Source organism: Pseudothermotoga sp., assembly GCF_031962025.1.
In the GTDB taxonomy this organism is placed as follows: domain Bacteria; phylum Thermotogota; class Thermotogae; order Thermotogales; family DSM-5069; genus Pseudothermotoga_B.
Window position 1 is genome coordinate 36935 of sequence record NZ_JAVRKW010000010.1, and the last position, 22076, is coordinate 59010.

Here is a 22076-nt window from a genome sequence, read left to right on the forward strand (position 1 = left end):
AAAGATATCACCTTGTAAAAATCATACCAGCACCAATCATCTTTGTAAAAGATATAATTTAAAAAAGGTCACAGGAAAAATCCGAGCCTTAAGGAACAGCAGATTCATACGATGAAATATATGAAAGAGGTGTTTTTATGAAAAAGTACCTGATCATACTGTCTGTTTTGATTTTATTACTGGTCTCGTGTCAGCAGAGATCTGAGATAAACATTTCTTTATCAATCGATCCACCATCGCCAACTGCAGACAGTACTGCAACAGTGAGGCTACTTTCCTCTTTTGATGTTGGAATAACATTGGCTTCAATAAGCATAGACGGCAAAACCGTTAAAAGTGGAGATACACTTCCACTGGAGTACCTGTGGAGACCTTCTGAAGCAAAAGATTACATAGTCGAAGGCTATGTTGAAAATATATTCGGACAGAGAAAAACCAGTCAGACAATTCTCACAGTTGTTGACAAAACTGCACCAGTCATAGATCAGATCAGGATTATACCCACTTTCCCGGAGTCTGATTCTCCCATTTATCTATCGATCGATGCACATGACAGTGAAAGCAGAGTTCTAAAAGCGGTCGCAAAAATTGGATCTGAATCAAAACAGGTTCAGACGACAGACAATCCCATCATTATGGAACTGCCACCTCAGAATCAACCAGGCCAATATCCACTGAGTATCGTTGTATCAACCAGTGATTTTGCAAAAAGTGCCACTTCAACCGTATTGAATGTTTACCCGCCTGATCTATCAGCTCCCACAGTTGATGTGAGTTTGCTGAAAAGTTCTTTTTCCAAAGAAGAAGATGTTGTTTTGAACATAACAGTTGAAGATGACACCGAACTTTCATCGGTTTCAGTCGAATGCAATTCAAGCGTGATATACACAAAAGATTTTTCAAAGACCAATTCTGCGAGTTTTTCGGTCAAACTTGGAAAATTCGACCCGGGTTTTCACTCTGTTGTGGTCACAGCAAAGGATGTTCGTGGTAAATCAACAGTCTCGGGTGCAGTCTTTGCAGTCGGATTGGGACCGGTGGATGTCAGTCTTTGGATCAGCAACTCAAGCCCAAGCCCGGCAGACTTGATTACACTGAGTGCAGAAACCAAAGAAACGCTCGTAAAGCAGATCACCTTTTACGTGGATGACAGGATCATCTCTCAAGGAACGTCTTTCTCTTGCTACTGGAAGGCTGTTTCTGGAAGGCATGTTCTTTCGGTAGTTGTTGAAACAACAGATGGCAGAGTAGGAACAGATTTCATTCAAATAGATGTGCAGGATGAAAAACCACCAAAGATCGATTCTTTCAAAATAGGAAGTACAGAACTGAAAACCGACAGTTACACCACTATCACGGCTGGATATTACGGCGTGAGAATGAACATCAGTGATGATACCGCCTTAAAGCAGGGTGGTACTATCACGGTCATAATTTCTTCCAAGCCTTTTCCTGAAATAAAACCGGTTGGAACTATGATACTCATTCAGGAGAGTATTTCAGATGATCTCAAACAAGCCAGCTATGTCGGAGCCACTTCTTTTGCTCAGGGTACATACTATCTGATGCCAACTGGTATAAAAGACATTTACGAGAATCAGACTGGAAATCTTTATTTTCCAATCGAGGTGAAATGATGAGAAAAACGATCCTGTTTCTATCCATACTATTTTTGGTAGTTTCCTGCGCGATGCTGGATAAAGTTCCACCTGTTCTTGAAGCATCTATCTATAAAATCACTGATATAGCCGGTGAAAACATCGTCTTGAATATCTCTGCCACAGATCAGAGCGGCATAGACAGAATAGAAATTTACGCGAATGATAAACTCATATTCAAAACAACCCAGACAGGGCAGATATCTTTTCCAGCTCCTTATGGTTCATTCACACTGAAAGTCGTTGCATACGACAGGGCAGGTAATCCTACAAGTAAAATAATCGGTTCATTCAAAACCAAGGACCTCATTAAACCAAAGGTGTCAGTCGACTACACACCAAAAGGCGCTATGCCAGGAGAAATTGTCACAGTCACAGTCTCAGCCCAGGACGATGAAAGTGGTATCAGGGTTGCTGGACTGAAAATTAACAAAAAAGAGGTCCAGCTCACCAACAACAGATACTCTTTTCAGGCTCAAGCCGGTACCTACGAACTTGAAGCCTATGCAATCGACAACGAGGGAAATGAAAACTACGACAAAAAACAACTCAACGTTTCAGTCCCAGCAGATACAGCCGGTCCATCCATAGACTTTCCAGATCTTGTCAGAAAAGTCAAACCTGGGACAAACGTGAATATAACAATCTCTGCAACCGATGAAAGCGGTGTTTCAAAGATCATCTTCAACGATGGTAAAGAGACAGTTTATGTGCCAACCATGCCCGCAACACAGCTTTTGTGGAACGTGACAAGAAATGTCGGAACAGAGAATCCATACAGTTTCACAGTCACAGCCTATGATTCAAAAAACAACTACACGATAAAAACCGGTGCAATTGAAATTGGGATAAACCTGCCGCCTTCTGTAACGATAGAAGTCGACAAACCCACACCAAAGGAAAAGGAGAAGGTCAAAATATCAATCGACGCGACAGATGATTCGAGGGTGATACAGGTTGTTCTTTACATAGACAATGTAGCCGTCAGGACATTCACGCAGGAACCTTATGTGTACGAATGGACAGCGGTAAAAGGCATTCACAAAATAAAGGCTGTTGCAACAGACGATTCAAAAGAATCAACTGAAGCCTACTACACGATCAACGTTGGAGTAGTAGATACCGAAGCACCCACAGTATTTTTCACACCACCTTACGGTGTACCGGTGAACGAAGCATATACGTTCTATGCCTTTGTAACAGACAACGTTCAGGTAAGCCAAGTCAGTTTCATTTTCACAGGACCCGAGCAGAAAGGTCCTATTGTTGCCTCAACAATGGGAGGCGGTGTTTTCACGATCACCGAAACCTTTACAAAGAAGGGGACTTACCAGGTGACGGTCATTGCAACAGACAGTTCTGGCAACAGTTCTTCGCAAAATGGTCAGTTCCCGGTTGACGAAGCTTACATAGTGAAAGCCCCAAAAATAGATCAGTTTTCATATTCACCTTCGGTACTAAGTCAGGGAGAAAGAGTCCACTTCAAAGTTGTCGCACAGGATGATCAGAGCCTGAGTAGGTGTGATTTTTATGTAAACAACATAAAAAGAGATTCTATAAACCCATCGGTCAACATTTTTGAATGGAACTGGGTTGCCACAACCCTTGGCGTTCACGATATAAAAGTCGTCGTTGTGGATTTTGAAGGCTTCACAGCACAGGCAACCGGTACTGTAACTGTGACCACTGAAAGACCTGTCGCAAAGATTTTGCAGCCTCAGAATGGTTTTAGAACACCTTTTGCCCAGAATATGAGTCTTTCCTTAAATGCGCAGGTGGTCGATACAAACAAACCTTTGACCGCTTACTTTGATATAAAAGGACCTGTAGATGAAAAAATACCGGTTAACGCCACAGGAGATGGACCAGTTTACACATTCAGCGCGCAGTGGAAAGTTCAAACATACGGTGAGTATCAGATAGATTTTTATTACAAAAACGATATAAACTTATCCGATGCGACCTCTGTTTCTGTGAACATACTTGATCTTGGAATCGTATTTGAACAACCCTTACCCGGTCAAATACATCAGTGCGGACATGATTTGATCTTGCGAGTAAAAGCAAGTGTATATCTGACCGAAGATGAAAAGTTTGAAATCTCCTACGCAAATAGATCAGAAAAAATTCTAACACCATCGCCTGTTGCTACAACTTCGACTTACAACATATATGAAGCAACTGTTTCTTCAACGTTTTTCACAGAACCAGGGTCCTATTCGATAACCTTCAGTGGCAAAACCACATCAGGCGAAGAAGGTAGTGCAAAAACAATCATCAACGTCATCGACAGCGAGCCACCAGTTATAACTCAGGCAAAAATCAATTCAAGTGATATATTAGATGGCGGTATTTACAACGTGTCAATGTCCAGTACTCCCGCGGTGAATGTTACAGCAACAGATAACAGAAAGATAGCCAGTATACGGCTTCAAAAGAAAATAAGCGGTGCATATACAAACATAGCAGTTTCAAGTAGCAACATACTCACTTACAATATACAGAACTTAGATCCATTTGAAAATTACTTCAAAATCGTTGTAACAGACCTCGACAGCAATCAGACCTCATTAGGATTTGTAATTTACGCTTTTGAAAAGAATCAACCACAGGAAAGTGGTTTTAGGACCATGCAGCTTTATCCAAAGGCTGATGTCTATGATATGAATGTACCGGTTCAGGTTCAGATAAGAGGAAGCCTGAACAACAACACTCAGTTCAAAGTCACAGATGACACGGGTATAAAAGAAGTCAGAGTAAGGATCGTGGACAGCCAGACAAATGGAAGCCTTTACAGTGAAACAGTTAAAAAACTATACGAATATTCCACCGGAAATATACCCAAAGAACTTTACATAAACAATCAGGATGTTCCGACGTATACACCTTCACAGGTCGGCACCTTCCTGGTAAATCTGGAAGCTGTAGATGTGTTTGATAATACACGCATTATAGCGCAACAGAACATGGTTGTTGAAGATCTCACACCACCAATCGTGAGCATTGATATACCGCAGGGCAAATACTATGGAACAAACAGCAAAAACCAGAAAATACTCAGAACCGTCACCGATGTAAAGGTCAGTTTCTTGGACAACACAGAACCCATAGACAAAGTTGAACTGTGGATCACAGACGCTTCTGGCTTAAAGCAAGAAATCGGCAAAAAATCAGACCTTGCAACCAGTAGCTGGACCTTTGAAAACATATCACTGACAACTTATTCAGATGGCATTGCCATATTGAGTGCTAAAGCTACCACGGTCTCTGGTGCAACCGGTGAAGGAGAAATTTCAGTGGTGATAGACAACAAAACATCACCAGTTGTCACTATACAACTGCCATCTGCCCCGACATATTCAGGAAAACAGATTTACAGAGGTTCTGTTGATGTCACAGCCCAGATAACAAACACAGATCCTTATGATGTACAGAAAGTGGAACTTTACGTCGATGGTGTGAAAAAAGGTGAAACCACAGCACCTATTCAGGAAAATGATGAATCGAAGTTCAAATTATCACTGGAAACATCAAGATACAGCGATGGAGAACACACTGTTGCCTTGAAAGTTTACGATCAGGCTGAGAACAGCTCTGAGCTGACAGATAGCAGATGTTTTGCAAATGTGATATTCGACAACAGCGTACCCGTTTTACTAACCGACAGTGGAAGGATTTACACAAACAAATCCACTGCAACCTTGAAAATAGATGAAAGTTATGGAATATCAGAAGCCATTTTGAAATATCAAGACATCGCTATATACATACCAACAGATACTCTGTCTTTCTCACACAAACTTTCAGAGAACTCATCCAGAGAATTTTCTCTGTACATAAAAGATACCGCAGGCAATATCGCAAATTACTCAGCAACTTTGTATTACGACACACAAAAGCCTGTGGTAACAGCACAAAGCCCAACTAATATGGCTTCAGAAACTGGTTTAACATTCACACTGAGCTTTTCTGACAATCTCACAAGTGTCTCTACGCTGAATATCTACCAAGACGGTTCACTCATAAAATCCCGCAATTTGTCCTGGAATCAAACCAGTGATACATGGGCGTACAATCCACCGGTAAATTATGAAGAAAACATAACCATCGAATTTGAAATCTATGACAGAGCTGGAAATCTCAGTGATCGTGAACAAAAACAATTAACTGTCGATACATACCCACCAAGAATAGATTCATTCACATGTGATGCTACCAATGAGAATGGAGACTACTATACCAACTCTGGATCGGTCAATGTTCACTGGTCGGTCACAGACAATTACTTCTCAAAGGTCGTTCTGCAAAAAGGTTCAACAATACTGATTTTTGATGGGCCACAAACAGGCAATCACATTGTGGGACTGGATAATGGTTTGAACATTATAACACTTTCCGCATACGATCAGGTAGGTCACAAAACAGAGAAAACGATCAAAATCATCTTTGACAACCAAATTCCACAGATAAGCAATGTCAAAATTGCAAATACCAATGTGTCAGAAAACGCTACCATAACAACAGAAACTGGTAACAAATCTCTGAGCTTTTCGGTGTATGAACCGTATATCGATTGGGAAAACTCTTCAATCCATGTCAATGGCAATAAAGCTTCTTCTGGCATTGATTGGAACAAAACCGGTACAGGTCCAGACTACAATGTTTCAACCTCGGTGAACATACCCGGCGATTCGACAATCGAAATCATTCTGAAAGACTTTGCAGGTAACGAAAGAAGATTCACCTTTTATGTTCAGGTTCAATAGAAAAAACTCAAACACGGGGGGCAGGTTTGTGCCCCCTTTTTTCTTAACAAAAATTCAACTGAACAGAACACTGTTGAAATGATTTTTATTCCTGTACAGCGTGATAATTGACTTGACAAAAACCATGGAGGTGGTTTTTACGAAGGTGGGGTTAGCCTATAATTTACCAAGAGGAACCAGACCGGATGTTGAAGATTGGGAAGCAGAGTACGACAGTATGGAAGTTGTCATGGACATCAAAAGATCTATCGAAAGTGGAGGGCACGAGGTTGTTTTGATGGAAGCTGTGCCCGAAAAATTTATTCCTGCCCTTACATCTGAGAAGATCGACATCGTCTACAATTTCGCAGAAGGCACTTACAGCAGAGCCAGAGAGGCACAGGTTCCAGCTATTCTTTCTTTCTACAACATCCCCTACACATGTTCAGACGCAACAACTCTTGCAGTCTGTCTTGACAAAGCACTCACAAAACAGATACTTTTAACCAAGGATGTCAAAACCCCACGTTTTCAGGTGATCAGATCACCGCAGGAAAAGCTGAGAAAGAACATGAGATTTCCACTCATTTTAAAGCTGAACGCCGAAGGTTCTTCAAAGGGTATCTCTGAAACAGGGCTTGTACACGATTACGAAGAATACAAAAAAGAGATCGACAGGCTGTTTTCCGTTTACAACGAACCAGTTCTGGTGGAAGAGTTCATTCGCGGAAGAGAATTCACCATAGGTGTTCTGCAACAGGGCAATAAATACCACGTGTTACCGATAATGGAGATTCACTTCAAGCACGGAAAAGAATTCTACAGCTACAAAGTCAAGAAAAATTCAGATTACTACGTAGATTACACCTGCCCGGCAAAGATCGATCCTGTGCTGGAAAGAAAGTTGAAAAACATGGCGGTGAAGATCTGCAAAACCTTAGAGATAAAAGACGTGGCAAGGATGGATCTGAGAGTTTCTCAGGAAGATAACAACCCTTATTTCTTGGAGATCAACCCGCTCCCGGGTATGGCAAGAGGATTTTCTGACCTGCCGAGAATAGCTGAAATTGCCGGATTTTCATACGAAGATCTGGTGCTTCATATCCTCAACAATGCCATACAGAGAAATGCCCTGGTTCAGCATGCCCTTGTTTAGCCGGGGGTGATATATGGTGAATCCCATGGACTTTAAGAAAATCGCAATTATTGGTGCAAGTGAAAATGAACAGAAATACGGCAATAAAATCGTGAAAGACCTTCTCAGTAAAGGATTTGAGGTCTTTCCCGTGAATCCAAAGGGTATTGTGATTGAAAACATCAAATGCTTCAAAACCATTGAAGAACTACCAAGGGATGTCGAGCTTCTTGTTTTCGTCATTCCTCCGGAAAAAGGTCTGCAGGAAGTGCAAAAAGCCGTATCCATTGGCTATAAAAGATTCTGGTTTCAGCCCGGTGCAGGTTCAAAACAGATCGAAAATTTTCTGAAAAACACCGATTCAGAATATTCCATAGGAAAGTGCATAATGATAGAGACAAGTTTTTAACCCCGCCAAAAGCGGGGTTAAATTTCACCTGAAAAATGGTTCTCAAAACGAACAACAGTGCAAAATAAGAAGAAAGAAGTAAAAATCAACTAATATCCGTTTATTTTGCTTGAATTAAGACAAATAGAAAAAAGAACAGGAAAAAACAGAGAAGATCGAGAAAAAAGATCTTTTGTACATAATCATTGTAATTGCCTTATCCTTTGTCTGGGTGTATCTAATGGATTGGGTTTTTGGTTTCACAGTGGGTAGCATAATTTTTATGACCATCATATCAATCATAGTTGGTGGAAAAAATCTGAAATTCAGGCAAATGCTTGGCAACATGGTGGCTTTCGCTCTAATAGCGATCGCATTCTGGTATTTACTCGCAAAGTTGCTGGTTGTACCACTTCCAAGAGGCTTACTATTCTAAAAATCAGGAGGTATTCTCATGTATGAAAAAGACATTGAAAAACTTTTGAAGAAAGCTCAAAAGCCTTCTCAGGACGCAATGGAACTTCATCCATTTTACAAGGGAAAAATTCAAATCGCTCCAAAAGTACCTGTTCGAACATACGATGATTTTGCCATCTGGTACACACCGGGTGTTGCAAGAGTATGTCAGGAGATCGCAAAAGACAGGGAGAAAGTGTATGAATACACGAACAAAGAAAACACAATCGCCATCATAAGCGATGGAACGAGAATCCTTGGGCTTGGAGACATAGGACCAGAAGCGGGACTTCCCGTGATGGAAGGAAAGGCATTGCTGTTCAAATACCTCGGTGGAGTAGATGCAATACCTCTGTGCATCGGAACAACAAAGGTAGAAGAAACGGTACAATTCTGCAAATGGATTTCACCGTCAATCGCCGGAATAAATCTGGAAGATGTTGAAAAACCAAAGTGCTTTGAATTGCTCAAAAGGCTTCAAGAAGAACTATCCATACCCGTTTTTCACGATGATCAACAAGGTACTGCAACCATAACACTCGCCGGTTTGATAAACGCCCTTCGCATAGTGGGGAAAAAAATCGATCAAATTAGAATAACACTTATAGGTGCAGGAAGTGCCAACTACGCATTTTTGAGACTTCTTGAAAAAGTCAATGTTGATCTTGGAAATGTCGTTGTCTGTGATTCAAAAGGCATACTCACAAAACAGAGAGCCGAAACTTTAGATGAAATAAGCAAACAGATGTGGATCAAAACCAACGCAGACAATATCTCTGGTGGTATAGAGCAGGCTCTAAAAGGTGCAGATGTATGCATAGCTTACTCAAAAAGTGGACCCGGTGTGATAAAACCAGAGTGGATAAAGGCAATGAACAAAGATGCAATAGTCTTTGCCGGAGCCAACCCTGTTCCAGAGATATGGCCATGGGAGGCAAAACAGGCAGGTGCAAGAATAGTCGCAACTGGTAGAAGCGATTTTCCAAATCAGGTCAATAACTCCCTTGGATTTCCCGCCATCTTCAGAGGGGTGCTGGACGTCAGGGCAAAGAAAGTGACAGATGAGATGTGCGTCGCTGCCGCTCAGGCAATAGCAGACTTCGCTTACAAAAAAGGCATAAACGAAGAATACATAGTCCCGACGATGGAAGAAGACCAGGTCTACGTCGAAGAAGCAATTGCTGTTGCCAAAAAAGCCATCGAACAGGGTGTTGCACAAAAATCTTTGAGCGATGAAGAGCTTAGAAAGAAAATTGAAGAAAGAATAAAAGCTGGAAGAATTATGGAAAGAGTCCTTGTGAATGCCAACATCATTAAACTTCCATAGGAGGCTTTCTTATGGATGCCATAGTTTTCAGCAAAAAAGACAATGTGGCAACTGCCTTGAGAAATCTTTCAAAAGGTGAGGAAGTTCAGGTGAGCTTTGAAAATACAACACTCAAAGTAAAGTTGAACCACGACATACCCTTTGGACACAAATTTGCCATCAAAGACATCGATAAAGAATCGCAGGTTTTTAAATACGGCGAACCAATAGGCATAGCTACAGAGGATATAAAAATCGGTGATTATGTTCATGTACACAACGTATCAGGTAAGCGCGGCGTGAGGAGGTATAACCCGTGAAACTCTATGGATATAAAAGGAGCAATAACCGTGTTGGGTTTAGAAACCACTTTTTGGTCGTGCCCACGGTAATCTGTGCAACAAGAACAGCTCAACAGATTGTGGACCAAGTTGATGGTGCCGTACTTGTGGATAACCAGCACGGTTGCAACCACATGAAACAGGATCACGAAAAGGTTTTCGATGTGCTATCCGGCATGGCTTCAAACCCAAATGTCGCCGGTGTTCTCTTCATCGGCTTGGGATGCGAGACAATTCCAACAAAACAGATTGCCGAGCAGGTTAAAAAGACAAACAAACCCGTTCAGTGTCTGATCATCCAGGAAGAAGGTGGAACACTCCAGACTGCGCAGAAAGGGATTAAACTCCTTCAGGAAATGATGAGAGAGTTCAACGCAGAAAGAACTGAAGTTGATTTTTCTGATCTCATCGTTGCAATAGAGTGCGGCGGCTCAGATACCACTTCTGGCATAGCTTCAAATCCGGTTGTCGGATACGTCGCAGACAGGATAATAGACCTTGGCGGAACGGTGGTGTTTTCTGAGACCACCGAGATCATAGGTGCAGAACATCTTCTGGCAAAAAGAGCGGTGAATGAAAAAGTCGCAGAAGAACTCTTAAAACTGGTCGACAGATGTGAAAAAAGCGCTCTTTTAGGAGGAGAAGACATAAGAGGTGTGAATCCAACGCCGGGTAACATACAGGGTGGTATCACAACATTGGAAGAAAAATCACTCGGTGCGATATACAAAGCAGGTACAAGACCAATACAAGATGTCCTGAATTATGCAAAACCCATTAATAAAAAAGGCTTGTTGTTCATGGACAGCCCGGGTCACGATGTTGAATCGGTCACAGGTATGGTCTCAGGTGGCGCACAGGTGGTGATCTTCACAACAGGTAGGGGTACTCCAACAGGCTGTCCGATAGCGCCCGTTATAAAAGTCTGTGCAAATTCAAAAACATCTCAAAAGATGCAGGACAATATAGACATCGATGTCAGCACAGTGATCGACGGCAAAGAAACCATAAAAGAAGCGGCAGAAAGACTTTTCAAAGAACTTGTCGAGGTACTCAACGGTAAAAAGACAAAAACAGAGATTCTAAAACACCACGAGTTTGCAATATATCTAACCCAACCAACTCTGTGAGGATGATGAAAATGAGACAGTTCACACTCAAATACGGTGAGCAAACTGTTTCTTTCACCCTGAATGACGATGTACAAATCGACACACTGTATCCAAACAGAGAACTGGATGCGATTGAAGACCCTGTAAAACAGATCAAAGAATCTCTCAAAAACCCAATCGGGACTGAGCCACTCAAAGATTTGATAAAAAAAGAAAATCCAAAAAATGTTGTCATACTCGTGAGCGACCTGACAAGACCCTGCCCATCTCATATTATCGTTCCACCTTTGGTGGACGAACTTCTTGAAGCTGGCTTGAGATACGATCAGATAACTATCGTTTTCGGGCTTGGTTTTCACCGCAAAATGACAGATCAAGAAAAGCAAAAAGCGGTGGGGAAAGATGTCTTTGAAAAAATCAGATGTATGAATCACGATATTTCAGAATGCGTATTTATCGGTAAAACCAAAAGAGGAACACCTGTGGAAGTCTTCAAGCCCGTTGTCGAGTCCGACTTTATCATTGCAACCGGGAACCTTGAACTTCACTGGTTTGCAGGATACAGCGGTGGAAACAAGGCTCTTCTACCGGGTGTGTGCAGTAAAAGAACGATCGAGACCAATCACTCCTACATGTTTTTAGACGGTGCGGTTGCTGGAAAGATAGAGAATAATCCGGTCAGGGAAGACATCGAAGAAGCGGGGAAAATGGCAAAAGTGAGGTTCATAGTCAACGCGGTTTTGAACAGCAAAAAAGAAATTGTGAAAATCGTTTGCGGTGATCCGATACTTGCCCACAGAGAAGGCGTCAAGTACATCGACATGATGTATAAGGTTAAAATAGACAAAAAATATGACATCGTGATCGCATCATGTGGTGGATTTCCAAAAGACATCAATCTGTATCAAGCACAGAAGGGTCTGGACAACGCTTTTCACGCTGTTAAAGATAACGGAATAATAGTGCTGGTTGCGGAGTGTCGTGAAGGTTTTGGAGAAAAAACCTTCGAAGAGTGGATGAAAAAAGCCAAAAGCCCCGACGAACCACTGGAATGGATTAAAAAACAGTTTCTCCTGGGCGGGCACAAAGCCGCTGGATTTTGTAAAGTGATGAAAAAAGCCAGGATTTTCCTGTATTCGAAAATGGACAAACAGACCGTCGAAAAAATCTTCATGACGCCATTTGATTCTCTGCAGGATGCAATAGACTGCGCATTGAAAGAAAGTACACAAAGACCAGAGATACTACTGATGCCGTATGCAAACTCAACACTGCCTTATCTTGATTAACCCTGCCACCTGGCAGGGTTAATTATCTGTTCAAATCTTCAAAATTGACAATTTCCAAGATATCCCCTTTGACTATCATTGCATAGATACCCTTTAACGTCAAAAGCTCTACTGTTTTTGCTTTCATATCCAGCGCCGCATAAATTGGATAAAGTCTGTAGTCTTTCAACACAGGCAAGAACTCTCTGAGCTGTTCAAGCTTTTTCATAAAATCTTCTATATACTCCACCTTATCCGGATTTGCCTTGACTTCAACTACAAAAGCTTTCTTTTGAGACTCACTCAGCGCAAGAATGTCTATTTCCAAAGACTCACCGCCGCGCCTGATGTACTTTCTCACATCGATTATCTCAGGTGAAATATTGAAATATTTGCTCAGAGCTATTTCCATGGATGGAGCAAAGATATCTTCGACGAGTATACCCATCTTGTTTGCCAGCGCTCCCCATTGTTTGTTCATATTCTCTATGTTTTTCCTGCTCCATTCTTTGAAATCACTCATCTCGTCTTTGAAATCAAGCATTTCGTCCTTGAATGCTTTCATCTCATCTTTGAAACTCAACATTTCGTCCTTGAATACCTTCATTTCGTCTTTGAATGCTTTCATCTCGTTTTTGAAATCCAGCATTTCATCTTTGAATGCCTTCATCTCGTCTTTGAAATCCAGCATCTGGTCTTTGAACACCTTCATCTCGTTCTTCAAATTTTGGATTTCTATTTCTGTTTTTTGCTGAATATAAACAAGACGCATCATTGCTTCTTCGATTTTATCCACTCGTTCCTGTACTTCCATCTCTCTCACCTTCTTTTATCTTATTTTATCAAAAAAATAAACAAAAAGACTCTTTCTCAGGATGAAGATGAATGGCAATATGAGCTAACTTCTCACAGCGCCCAATTCTGTGTAAGTGTATGGTAATTCACCACAAGTCAGAACGCTTTCAAGAATAAAGTCTTCCATCTTTAAGGAAAAATACCCTGTCGCAGAGTTTTGATAGCTGTTTTTTATCGTGTGATACCACAATCACATTGCTTTTTGTGGATAGTTGCATAATGAATTGCTCAACAAGCTTTTTACTGTCTTCATCCAGATCTGATGTTGGTTCATCCAAAAGCACAACTTTGGGCTCAAAAACAAAGCCGCGCGCAAGACACACCCTTTTTGCCTGACCCCCTGAGATCTGCCATGCTTTCTTATCCAGAAGATCAGCTATTTGCAGTTTTTCAGCTATCGTGTAAACGCTTTTTTGTACATCCTTTGATGGAATCTTTCTGATCTTGAGTGGATAAGCGATATTTTCAAAAACAGTTCTTCTCAAAAGCACAGGGTGCTGTGGAACATAGGTGACCATCTTTCTAAAATCAAAAACAGCTTCTTTGCTGACCTCTTTTCCCATGAATTTAAAAGAATGCCACTTACCGATGTACAAAAAAGCAAGATTCAAAAGAAAGGTGGTCTTACCCGCACCGGACGGTCCTGTTATTCCAACTATTCTCTCGTTCATTTTAAAACATTCGACAAACAGTGTGAATTTTGAATCGTAACTGAAAGAGAGTTTTTCTATTTCATAAACCATTTTTTGCTCTCCAGCCGGGAAAAGTGGTGATCAGGATATTTATGAAAAAAGCAATCATCAAAAGCACCACACCTGCCATTATAGCTTCTTTGAACCTTCCCATATTTGTGTAAAGAACTATGGAAGTCGTCAAAACCCTTGTCTTGCCGGCGATATTTCCCCCAACGATCATCACCGCACCGACTTCTCCAACAACCCTTCCAAAAGCCGTCAAAATACCGTTTATCACACCAGAAGAAGACTCTCTGAGAATGCCAATCATTGTCTGTACGTTGCTCGCACCAAGCGTCTTCATGACCAATCTCAATTTTTCGTCCACCGCGGAAAAATGAGTATAGCACACAGAAAAAATTATCGGAATCGCTATCAAAACCTGCGCAAAGATCATCGCTGTCGAAGTAAAAAGAAGTTCCAGATCACCCAGCGGTCCATTCCGCGACAGAAGAAGATACACCAACAATCCCACAAGAACGGGTGGAATACCTGTCATGACCTGAAAAAACACGACAACCACTCTTTTGAATTTGAAAGAAAAAAAGTCAATGAGCAATGCCAGAGGCACTGCAATCATGGTCGATAAAAAAATCGCTGTCGAATTGACATAAACAGACCTTAAAGATATTTCAACAATCTCACTCATTTTGGCTCGAAAAGCAGATTAAAAAGCCTTGTCCCGTTCACAGAAAAGTTTTTGATTACCTTTAAAGTGTCCGGATCAAGAATAAACCTGACAAAATCAAGAGCTCCTGTGTAGTTGATCTTATCACTCTTATCTGGATTTACCACGATAACACTGTAAATGTTCAGCAGCTGCGGATCGTTTTCAAAAAAGATTTTCATATCGAGTTTATCTTTAAGAGCAATAAAAGTAGATCTGTCTGTCAACGTAAAAGCCCTTTTTTCGTTGGCAACCAAAAGCGTTTTTGCCATGTCTTGACCCGTTTGAATATACCAGCTACCGGAAGGATTTTTGCCTGCCAGATTCCAGATTTGCCTTTCCTTTTTGTGCGTGCCGGACTCATCAGAGCGCGACACAAAACTCAGCCTGTTTTCATAGATATATCTGAAGACTTCCTGAGCACTTTTCAAAGGCGGAATATTTTTCTCAGTCGGACCGACTATTACAAAATCGTTGTACATAAAGCTCACTCTCAAAACACCATGACCCTGTTCCATGAACAGAAGCTCGTCTTGAGGTGAATGTACCAAAAGTACATCTGCATCTGCTCTTTTACCATACTCAAGTGCCATACCGGTCCCAACTGCAACAACACTCAGAGAATGACCATACTTTTTTTCAAACAACGGCTTTAGCACATCCAAAAACCCCGTGTTGTAAACACTGGTTGTGGTTGCAACGATGAGCTGTTTTGCCGTGCATACAGAAGCAATCAGAAGCAGAAAAAAGATGGTTTTTTTAGATGTTTTGCTCAAGCTCATTCAGAACGACCTCTGGCGGTATATTTTCAAGTGCCGCTATGCGTTTGTGAATTGGCGGATGTGTGCTGAAAAGATCTGCAAAAAAGCCTTCTTTGTTGTTGATACTTCTTTTGAGCGGGTCTGAAATAAAAAGGTGAGCCGTTGCAACAGTTGCACCTTTGACTTTTCTTGAAGTTTTTTGAGTTTTTGCTATCTTTCTGAGTGCACCAGAAAGTCCTTTTGGGTTTCTTGTCAATTCAACTGCCTTTGCATCTGCAAGGTACTCGCGAGTCCTTGAAACCGCAAAGATGGTTATTCTGCCAATGAAAGAGAAAAGAGTTGCTATAAGCGCTATGATTAAAAGTGCAAGGATTATATATGCGGTGCTGTCGCCTTTGTTTTTTCTGTTAGAACGACCTCTGCTGGTCCATGCCATGAACCTCAATGAGCGCCACGCAAACAACTGCACCAGCACCATCGTGCCGAGCACCGCACTTATCGTGGTCATCAAAAGCGTATCTTTGTTCAGAATGTGGCTCACCTCGTGAGCAATTACACCTTCTGTTTCCTCCCTGTTCAAATTGTTCAAAAGACCCCTGGTGACACAGATCGCACTGTCTTTTTGTTTAAAACCAGTTGCAAAGGCATTGATGTTTTCATCTTCCATTACATAGACTTTGGGAACGCTCGTCAAGCCAGCGGCGATTGAAATCTCCTCGACGATGTTTTTGAGTTGTTTTTCTTCAAGCACTTTTTCATTTACCGGTTTTGCACCCACCGAGTTCAGCACCAAAGAAGCACCAGACTGAGTCCCGGCGATTACCTGAACAGATGCGATCAATATGAGTATCACCGTTCCAAAAGGAAAGGTTCCGAAAAGACCGTCTATGATGATCCCCAGGGCTGTCATCATGAGCATGAAAATGAAGATCAAAAAATAAGTTTTTCTGAGATTTTTCTTTTGAAGGGCAAGATAATCCATCAGCTCACCTCATAAAGAAAGATCCACCTTCGGAGTTTCCTTTTCCATAGCTGCCGCTTCAAAGAACGGGAACGGCTTAAAACCGAACATCCTTGCGATCAGATTGGTTGGAAAAATCTCTATGGACGTGTTGTACTTCATAGTTGTGTCGTTGTAAAACTGCCTTGCGTAGGTGATCCTGTTCTCTGTGCTGGTGAGTTCTTCCATCAACTGGCTGACCTGCTGATTGGATTTGAGCTCTGGATATCTTTCAAAAACTGCAATCAAACGGGACAAAGCACCGGAAAGCTCCCCTTCAGCCTTTATACGATCGTCTATTGAGCCACCTGAAATGGCTTTCGCACGGGCATTTATGACCGCTTCAAGGGTTTCTTTTTCAAACTTCATGTACCCCTTCACCGCGTTCACGAGGTTTGGAATAAGATCGTGCCTTCTTTTGAGCTGAACATCGATCTGGCTCCAGGCATTCTCCACACGCTTCTTTTTGCTCACAAGTGAGTTATACGCACCTATGAACCAGATGATCAATATAAAAACAACGGCAAGTACTATCCCAACTACGATCATTCAAACACCTCCTGATCAAATATACCACAAAAAATAAACCCCGGCGTACGCCGGGGTTATCATGAACCGTCTTAGCTTAGAAGCTGACAGACATATCCCAAGAAATCTTTGTTGTCTTGTTAGCCGCATCAAAGACCAACGAGATCGTGTGAGAAATAAGATCTTGAGTCCAGCTTGCCCAGCCTGCTGCGTTGAATGCCAACATATTGGTAACATCAAGAGAAACTTCGGCACCAATTGTTACTGGGTCTAAAACGTTGGTATTCACAGCAAAGCCAAGTGTTTTCGGACCAGCAAACGCTACACTGCCGTTGAACTTCTCCATGCCAAAATCAACACCAAGCACGTACTTAGTCGGAACAAAACCAGTTGTTGGAACTTCCAAATAAGCATAACCATTCAGGCTACCAGCACTGATTCCAAGAGCTTTTGCAACATCGACCTTACCACCAACAGCTATACCTGGCAACGTTCCAGCCTGTGCATTGCTGAAGACATCTTTCACAAGAATCTGCAGTGTGACAAAAGAGAATTTCAAGGAGTTCCGAACGTCAAAATCTACCTGGGTTGAACTTGGTAAGTATGCGTAAAGCGCCAAGTTATCAGATAGATCTCCAGCTTTCATTGCAAAATCAAATGCCAAAGCAGGTGTTTTTTTGGGATACGAAAAACTAGGTTTTGTGACATACCCCTTGAAATTCGAGCCAGTAACATAAAATCCACGGCTGAGTAAACCTGCTCTGAGTGTTAGGGTCAAAGGATCAGAGACATAAAGTTTCTGCCAAATTTGTGTTCCCCAGGCCATTGCTGGTGCCCATGTTGATGAAGCATCATTACTCATTACAAGAGTTTTGGGGTAAGCGACAGATAGAGTGAATCCAGTAAGACCCTGTGATGAACTTGCACTGAAGTCAATTTCACCTGTTACGTCAAAACCAAATCCTGTTGAGGCGTTGCTGGCATCGTAAGTTAAATTAAGCGATGTACCAAGCCAACCAGAGAAGTTAACTGCACCAAAAGCTGCGACTGTTGCCAGAGCGAGCAATACCACTAAAAGCTTTTTCATACTTTAACACCCTCCTTCACCTTTAAAGATTAGTGTTGATTTTACCCCACATGGGGGATCACATTGCACCCACAATCATCGCTGCCACTGCAATTACTATAGCACCAATTACAGCACCTGTGAGAGCGGCATTTGCCTTTTGAAGCTCATTGATCTTTTCCATAAGCTCGTTTTTGACGTTTTCAATAGTAGTTGTTGTCTGAGCAAACTGTGAGTTCGTATCTTCTTTGAGAGCTAACAGACCTTCACGCAATTCATCGATCTGGTTGTTCACGCTGTCAAGTTCGTCGAGAACATAGTTGATCTGTTCTTCGTGTGTAGCTGTAAAATCGTTGAAATTGGATTCAAGATTTGATAATTTTGTTTCAAGCTCGCTCATTCTGTTGCTGTATTCCTGCTTTAAAGCTTCGATGGCTTTGGCATTTTCATCGATGAGCTTTGCTTTTGTTTCAAGTGCCGATACTCTGTCTGTCAGTTTGCCAAGGTTTTCCTGAGTTCTGTCGAGCTTGATGGAAACATAGCCAAGCGTCATGACTGCGTTATCGAGTGTTGCACTGATATCACCTATTTTTTCTTCTGCTGCGGAGATTCTCTCACCCTGAGCCATGACCTTTGATGTTAGATCTTTCAGAACATCTTTCACTGGCTCAAGGGCAAGGAGCTTTTTCTGAACGGTTGAAACCTTGCCATCAAGCTGACTTACAGCCTTTTCCAGTGCAACTACTCTGTCAATGATCTGTGCATCTGCGCTGCTCAGTTCAGCGAATTTTGCTTCAGAACTCTTCTGCAAATTCGCAATTGCCTCGTACAGTTTGATGACATCTTTGTCATGAATGTTCACAGTCTGTCTGAGCATCTCAACAGACCTGGAAAGATCAGAGATCTGCGACTTGACAGAATCAATCTCTCCAGAGGTTGTGCTCAAAGCGTTGATCTTTTTCTCAAGTTCGTCTACCTTCTGAACTGTGGCTCCGAGTTTCAGACTGATCGCATCGAGCACTTTCAAAACATCGGCAATATGTGGTGCAACTATTTCGGTTTCGAGTAAACCAATCAATCTGCTGATCATTGCTGCTTCTTCATAGCGAGTGATGTTTCGATCTCCTTTGAAAGTACCATCGGGATAACCAATGACAATACCCTTATCTTTCAGGTGGCTGACATACGGGTATGCCCAATGGGTGGCAGGAACATCAGGAAACATCCCCGCAGCAAGTACCCCTACTGTTGCAAATAGTGCCAGGACTAAAAGGAGAAACTTCTTCATAGCTCCAACCTCCCTTCATATTATTTTCTACGGTGGGATTATCTTTCCCCCCACTTTTCAAAGACCAGAACTAAAGATCATGGTAGATTATAACACCGTTCAGTATCAAAAATCAAGAGTACAAATAAGTTTACTGCCTCACGAGTTTGAAAAACTGTCTTTTGCCAACTCTCAGAATTTTTTCTCTGTCTACGGAGATTTTAGCATATATGTCTGTTATTTTTTCATCGTCCAACCTTACTCCGCCTTGAGCTATGATTCTTCTTGCTTCGCTTTTACTCGATACAATTTGCAACTTCACAAGTAATTCTACCAATTCGACATCGTCTTTGTCAAGTACGACAACTGGCATCTCGCTCGGTAATTCTTTTCTTCTAAAGATCTTTACAAATTCATTTTCGGCATTTTTTGCCTGCTCCGGTCCGTGGAAGAAACTGGTTATTTCAAAAGCCAGTTTCATCTTAACATCCCTTGGGTTTATCGATTTGCTGTGAATGAGTTTTTCGTACTGATCTATCTCATTTTCAGGCAGATTTGTCAAAAGCCTCATGTACTTGATTATCAATTCATCGGGTATGGACATCAATTTCCCGTACATATCAAACGGTGCATCGTTGAAGGCGATGTAATTTCCATAACTTTTGCTCATCTTCATCTTTCCGTCCGTTCCTTCTATGATGGGCATTGTCATGACAACCTGTGGCTCCTGTCCCACTTCTTCCTGAATCTTTCTTCCAACCAGCAGATTGAAGTATTGATCTGTCCCGCCAAGCTCTACATCCGCCTGAATCGCTACGGAGTCGTATGCCTGAGCCAGTGGATAAAGAAATTCAGCGATTGATATGGGAATATTCGAGGAATACCTTTTTGAAAAATCATCTCTCTCAAGCATCCTTGCAACCGTATACTTGGAAGCAAGCTTTATGACATCTTTAAAGCTCATCTTAGAAAGCCATTCGCTGTTGAAACGAATTTCTGTGTTGTTTTTATCCAGAATCTTAAATGCCTGTTCTTGATATGATTTTGCGTTTTGCCTTACTTCTTCTTCAGAAAGCATTGGACGGGTTGAGTCTCTACCAGATGGATCACCTATCTGTGCGGTGAAATCACCTATTATCAGAATCACTTTGTGTCCGAGTTCCTGAAACTGTCTTAATTTGAACAGAACAACGGCATGTCCAAGGTGAAGATCCGGTCTTGATGGGTCAACACCGAGCTTGACCCGAAGCTGTTTTTTTCTTTCGAGCTTGCTCAAAAGATCCTCCTGATTCACAAAATCCACGACATTTCTTTTCAGGATCTCAAGCTGATCTTTTGGCTGCATTGCATCACCTCGACATGAAAAATGCCGTCAGAACACTGCTCAGGAAAAAGGCTATACTCAAGCCAAGAGTGATCTTACCTGCTGTATCAAGACCTTTTTTTCTGCCAAACATCGTGTAAAGAGAACCAGAACCAAAAGCACCTCCAAGTTCAGCGAACTTGCTCATCTGCTGAAGAACCATGTAGATCAACCCTGCGCTGATCAGTGAATGAACTATTATCATGAAAGTTTTCACCGGTACACCTCCTTCTTTGTTTATACTATCACATTTTCACAAAATCAATCAAAACTATATTCTGCCCATCTGGAATGCAGTCGATTCTTCCTTTGTTTTTATGAGTTTCATCAAAAAAGGTATACCACGGGTGAAGATCAATCTTGGAGTGCTGTAGACTGAATAGTAAGCTTTTACAAACAGCTTTTTCAATTCTTTTTTCGAGAAAGCAGGATGCTCGAAAACAAGGTTTGTGCCATCGAAGAGTGAGAGATCTTTCACATCGATCTTTTCTCTCAATCTATCGTAGAGCCTTGTCCCAGGATAAGGTGTCAGAATCGAAAACTGAACAATCTGCGCTCCAAGTTTCTTTGCCATCTTTATGGTCTTTTTAATTGACTCTCTGGTGTCGTTCAGCGCACCCATGATGAAACTCGCAAAAAGATCGATTTTGTATTTTTTCAAAAGCTTTGCAACCTCAAAGGCTATGGAACTTGAGAGCTTCTTTTTGTATTCTTTGAGCACCTCGTCTTCAGCGCTTTCAAAACCTATGAAAAGCATTTTGCACCCAGATTTAGCCATAGCCTCAAGTAAATCTTCTTTGCCAATTAGTTCATCTGCCCTTGAAAAAGCCCACCAACTGAGACCAAGGCGGTTTTTCATCATTTGCTGGCACAGTTCAATGGTTCTCGATTTATCGATTGTGAAGTTGTCATCAAAAAAGATCACCGAACCATACCCTAGTTTTTTGACTTGTTTCAATTCTTCAACCACGCCTTCGACACTTCTCTTTCTGATAACCCGTCCCATGAACTGCGAGGCACTGCAAAATTCACAATCAAAGGGACAGCCACGCGAGGTGATCAAACTAACTGCGGGTTTACCATCGAATTTTGTTCTGTACAATCTTCTGTTTTCTCTATCAGGAAAAGGTAACTGATCAAGATTCTCTATTAATTTAGGAGGGATCATAAATACCACACCATCTTTAAGATAACTCAGTCCATCCAGCACAGGGTATTTTTCGCCTGCTTGTAGTACTTCAGCAAGTTTCAGGAAGGTGTACTCTCCCTCACCGAGGATTACATAATCGCAGATCTGTTCTTCTAGAATCTTTTGGTATTCAGCGGTTGCATGCGGACCGCCAAGAACTGTAATGACTCCCTGCATTTTCGCAGTCAAAGAAATTTGTTTTGCAAGGGCAAATCTCACCGTATCTGTTGAAATGCC

Annotated in this window: 19 protein-coding genes and 1 pseudogene; 9 read left to right on the forward strand and 11 right to left on the reverse strand. The window is 41.7% G+C overall.

Annotated features, from left to right (window positions below; translation table 11 throughout):
- Positions 1–137: 137 nt before the first annotated feature.
- The 9 genes and pseudogenes from AC4E92_RS07970 to larAH6 all read left to right on the forward strand — a co-directional run bounded on the left by AC4E92_RS07970 (position 138) and on the right by larAH6 (position 12430).
- Positions 138–1637: a hypothetical protein gene (locus AC4E92_RS07970; protein WP_490240060.1), complete on the forward strand. Its 1500-nt coding sequence runs from the start codon at positions 138–140 to the stop codon at positions 1635–1637.
- Entirely contained in the window at positions 1637–6424 is a 4788-nt protein-coding gene (locus AC4E92_RS07975) for an Ig-like domain-containing protein (protein ID WP_490240061.1), read from the forward strand. Before AC4E92_RS07970 ends, AC4E92_RS07975 begins: the two co-directional genes overlap by 1 nt.
- A gap of 145 nt (positions 6425–6569) precedes the next feature.
- Entirely contained in the window at positions 6570–7559 is a 990-nt protein-coding gene (locus AC4E92_RS07980) for a D-alanine--D-alanine ligase family protein (RefSeq protein WP_490240062.1), read from the forward strand.
- 13 nt (positions 7560–7572) lie between these two features.
- Positions 7573–7947 (forward strand): CoA-binding protein, encoded by a 375-nt coding sequence (locus AC4E92_RS07985; RefSeq protein WP_490240063.1) that lies wholly within the window; start codon positions 7573–7575, stop codon positions 7945–7947.
- A 145-nt stretch (positions 7948–8092) separates the two neighbouring features.
- Positions 8093–8362 (forward strand): annotated as a pseudogene (locus tag AC4E92_RS07990) (hypothetical protein); the annotation flags it as partial.
- An 18-nt stretch (positions 8363–8380) separates the two neighbouring features.
- Positions 8381–9709, forward strand: a complete 1329-nt coding sequence (locus AC4E92_RS07995) for an NAD(P)-dependent malic enzyme (RefSeq protein ID WP_490240064.1) — start codon at positions 8381–8383, stop codon at positions 9707–9709.
- 11 nt (positions 9710–9720) lie between these two features.
- On the forward strand, positions 9721–10008 hold the full coding sequence (locus AC4E92_RS08000) for a UxaA family hydrolase (protein WP_490240065.1): 288 nt from the start codon (positions 9721–9723) through the stop codon (positions 10006–10008).
- On the forward strand, positions 10005–11159 hold the full coding sequence (locus tag AC4E92_RS08005) for a UxaA family hydrolase (protein ID WP_490240066.1): 1155 nt from the start codon (positions 10005–10007) through the stop codon (positions 11157–11159). Before AC4E92_RS08000 ends, AC4E92_RS08005 begins: the two co-directional genes overlap by 4 nt.
- An 11-nt stretch (positions 11160–11170) precedes the next feature.
- A complete protein-coding gene (gene larAH6, locus AC4E92_RS08010) occupies positions 11171–12430 on the forward strand; it encodes a nickel-dependent malate racemase, LarAH6 family (RefSeq protein WP_490240067.1) in 1260 nt (419 codons plus the stop codon).
- A gap of 22 nt (positions 12431–12452) precedes the next feature.
- Here larAH6 and AC4E92_RS08015 read toward each other — a convergent pair whose 3' ends face one another.
- The 11 genes from AC4E92_RS08015 to AC4E92_RS08065 all read right to left on the reverse strand — a co-directional run.
- Entirely contained in the window at positions 12453–13223 is a 771-nt protein-coding gene (locus tag AC4E92_RS08015) for a hypothetical protein (RefSeq protein ID WP_490240068.1), read from the reverse strand.
- A gap of 148 nt (positions 13224–13371) precedes the next feature.
- A complete protein-coding gene (locus tag AC4E92_RS08020; RefSeq protein ID WP_490240069.1) occupies positions 13372–14007 on the reverse strand; it encodes an ABC transporter ATP-binding protein in 636 nt (211 codons plus the stop codon).
- Complete coding sequence (locus AC4E92_RS08025; protein ID WP_490240070.1) at positions 13997–14647, reverse strand: ABC transporter permease; 651 nt, start codon at positions 14645–14647, stop codon at positions 13997–13999. The genes AC4E92_RS08020 and AC4E92_RS08025 overlap by 11 nt, the downstream gene beginning before the upstream one ends.
- On the reverse strand, positions 14644–15447 hold the full coding sequence (locus AC4E92_RS08030) for an ABC transporter substrate-binding protein (protein WP_490240071.1): 804 nt from the start codon (positions 15445–15447) through the stop codon (positions 14644–14646). Before AC4E92_RS08030 ends, AC4E92_RS08025 begins: the two co-directional genes overlap by 4 nt.
- A complete protein-coding gene (locus AC4E92_RS08035) occupies positions 15425–16408 on the reverse strand; it encodes a M48 family metalloprotease (RefSeq protein ID WP_490240072.1) in 984 nt (327 codons plus the stop codon). Before AC4E92_RS08035 ends, AC4E92_RS08030 begins: the two co-directional genes overlap by 23 nt.
- 9 nt (positions 16409–16417) lie before the next feature.
- Positions 16418–16975, reverse strand: coding sequence for a LemA family protein (locus AC4E92_RS08040; RefSeq protein WP_490240073.1), 558 nt, complete (start codon positions 16973–16975; stop codon positions 16418–16420).
- Between the two features lie 76 nt (positions 16976–17051).
- Positions 17052–18041: a hypothetical protein gene (locus AC4E92_RS08045; RefSeq protein ID WP_490240074.1), complete on the reverse strand. Its 990-nt coding sequence runs from the start codon at positions 18039–18041 to the stop codon at positions 17052–17054.
- 58 nt (positions 18042–18099) lie between these two features.
- Positions 18100–19308 carry an S-layer homology domain-containing protein gene (locus AC4E92_RS08050; RefSeq protein WP_490240075.1) on the reverse strand — a complete coding sequence of 403 codons (1209 nt, stop codon included), beginning with the start codon at positions 19306–19308 and terminating at the stop codon, positions 18100–18102.
- Positions 19309–19438: 130 nt separating this feature from the next.
- Positions 19439–20632, reverse strand: coding sequence for a tyrosine--tRNA ligase (gene tyrS, locus AC4E92_RS08055; protein ID WP_490240076.1), 1194 nt, complete (start codon positions 20630–20632; stop codon positions 19439–19441).
- Positions 20633–20636: 4 nt separating this feature from the next.
- A complete protein-coding gene (gene secG, locus AC4E92_RS08060) occupies positions 20637–20867 on the reverse strand; it encodes a preprotein translocase subunit SecG (RefSeq protein WP_490240077.1) in 231 nt (76 codons plus the stop codon).
- A 54-nt stretch (positions 20868–20921) separates the two neighbouring features.
- Positions 20922–22076, reverse strand: a 1155-nt coding sequence (locus AC4E92_RS08065) for a B12-binding domain-containing radical SAM protein (RefSeq protein WP_490240078.1), incomplete at its 5' end; no start/stop codon positions are given.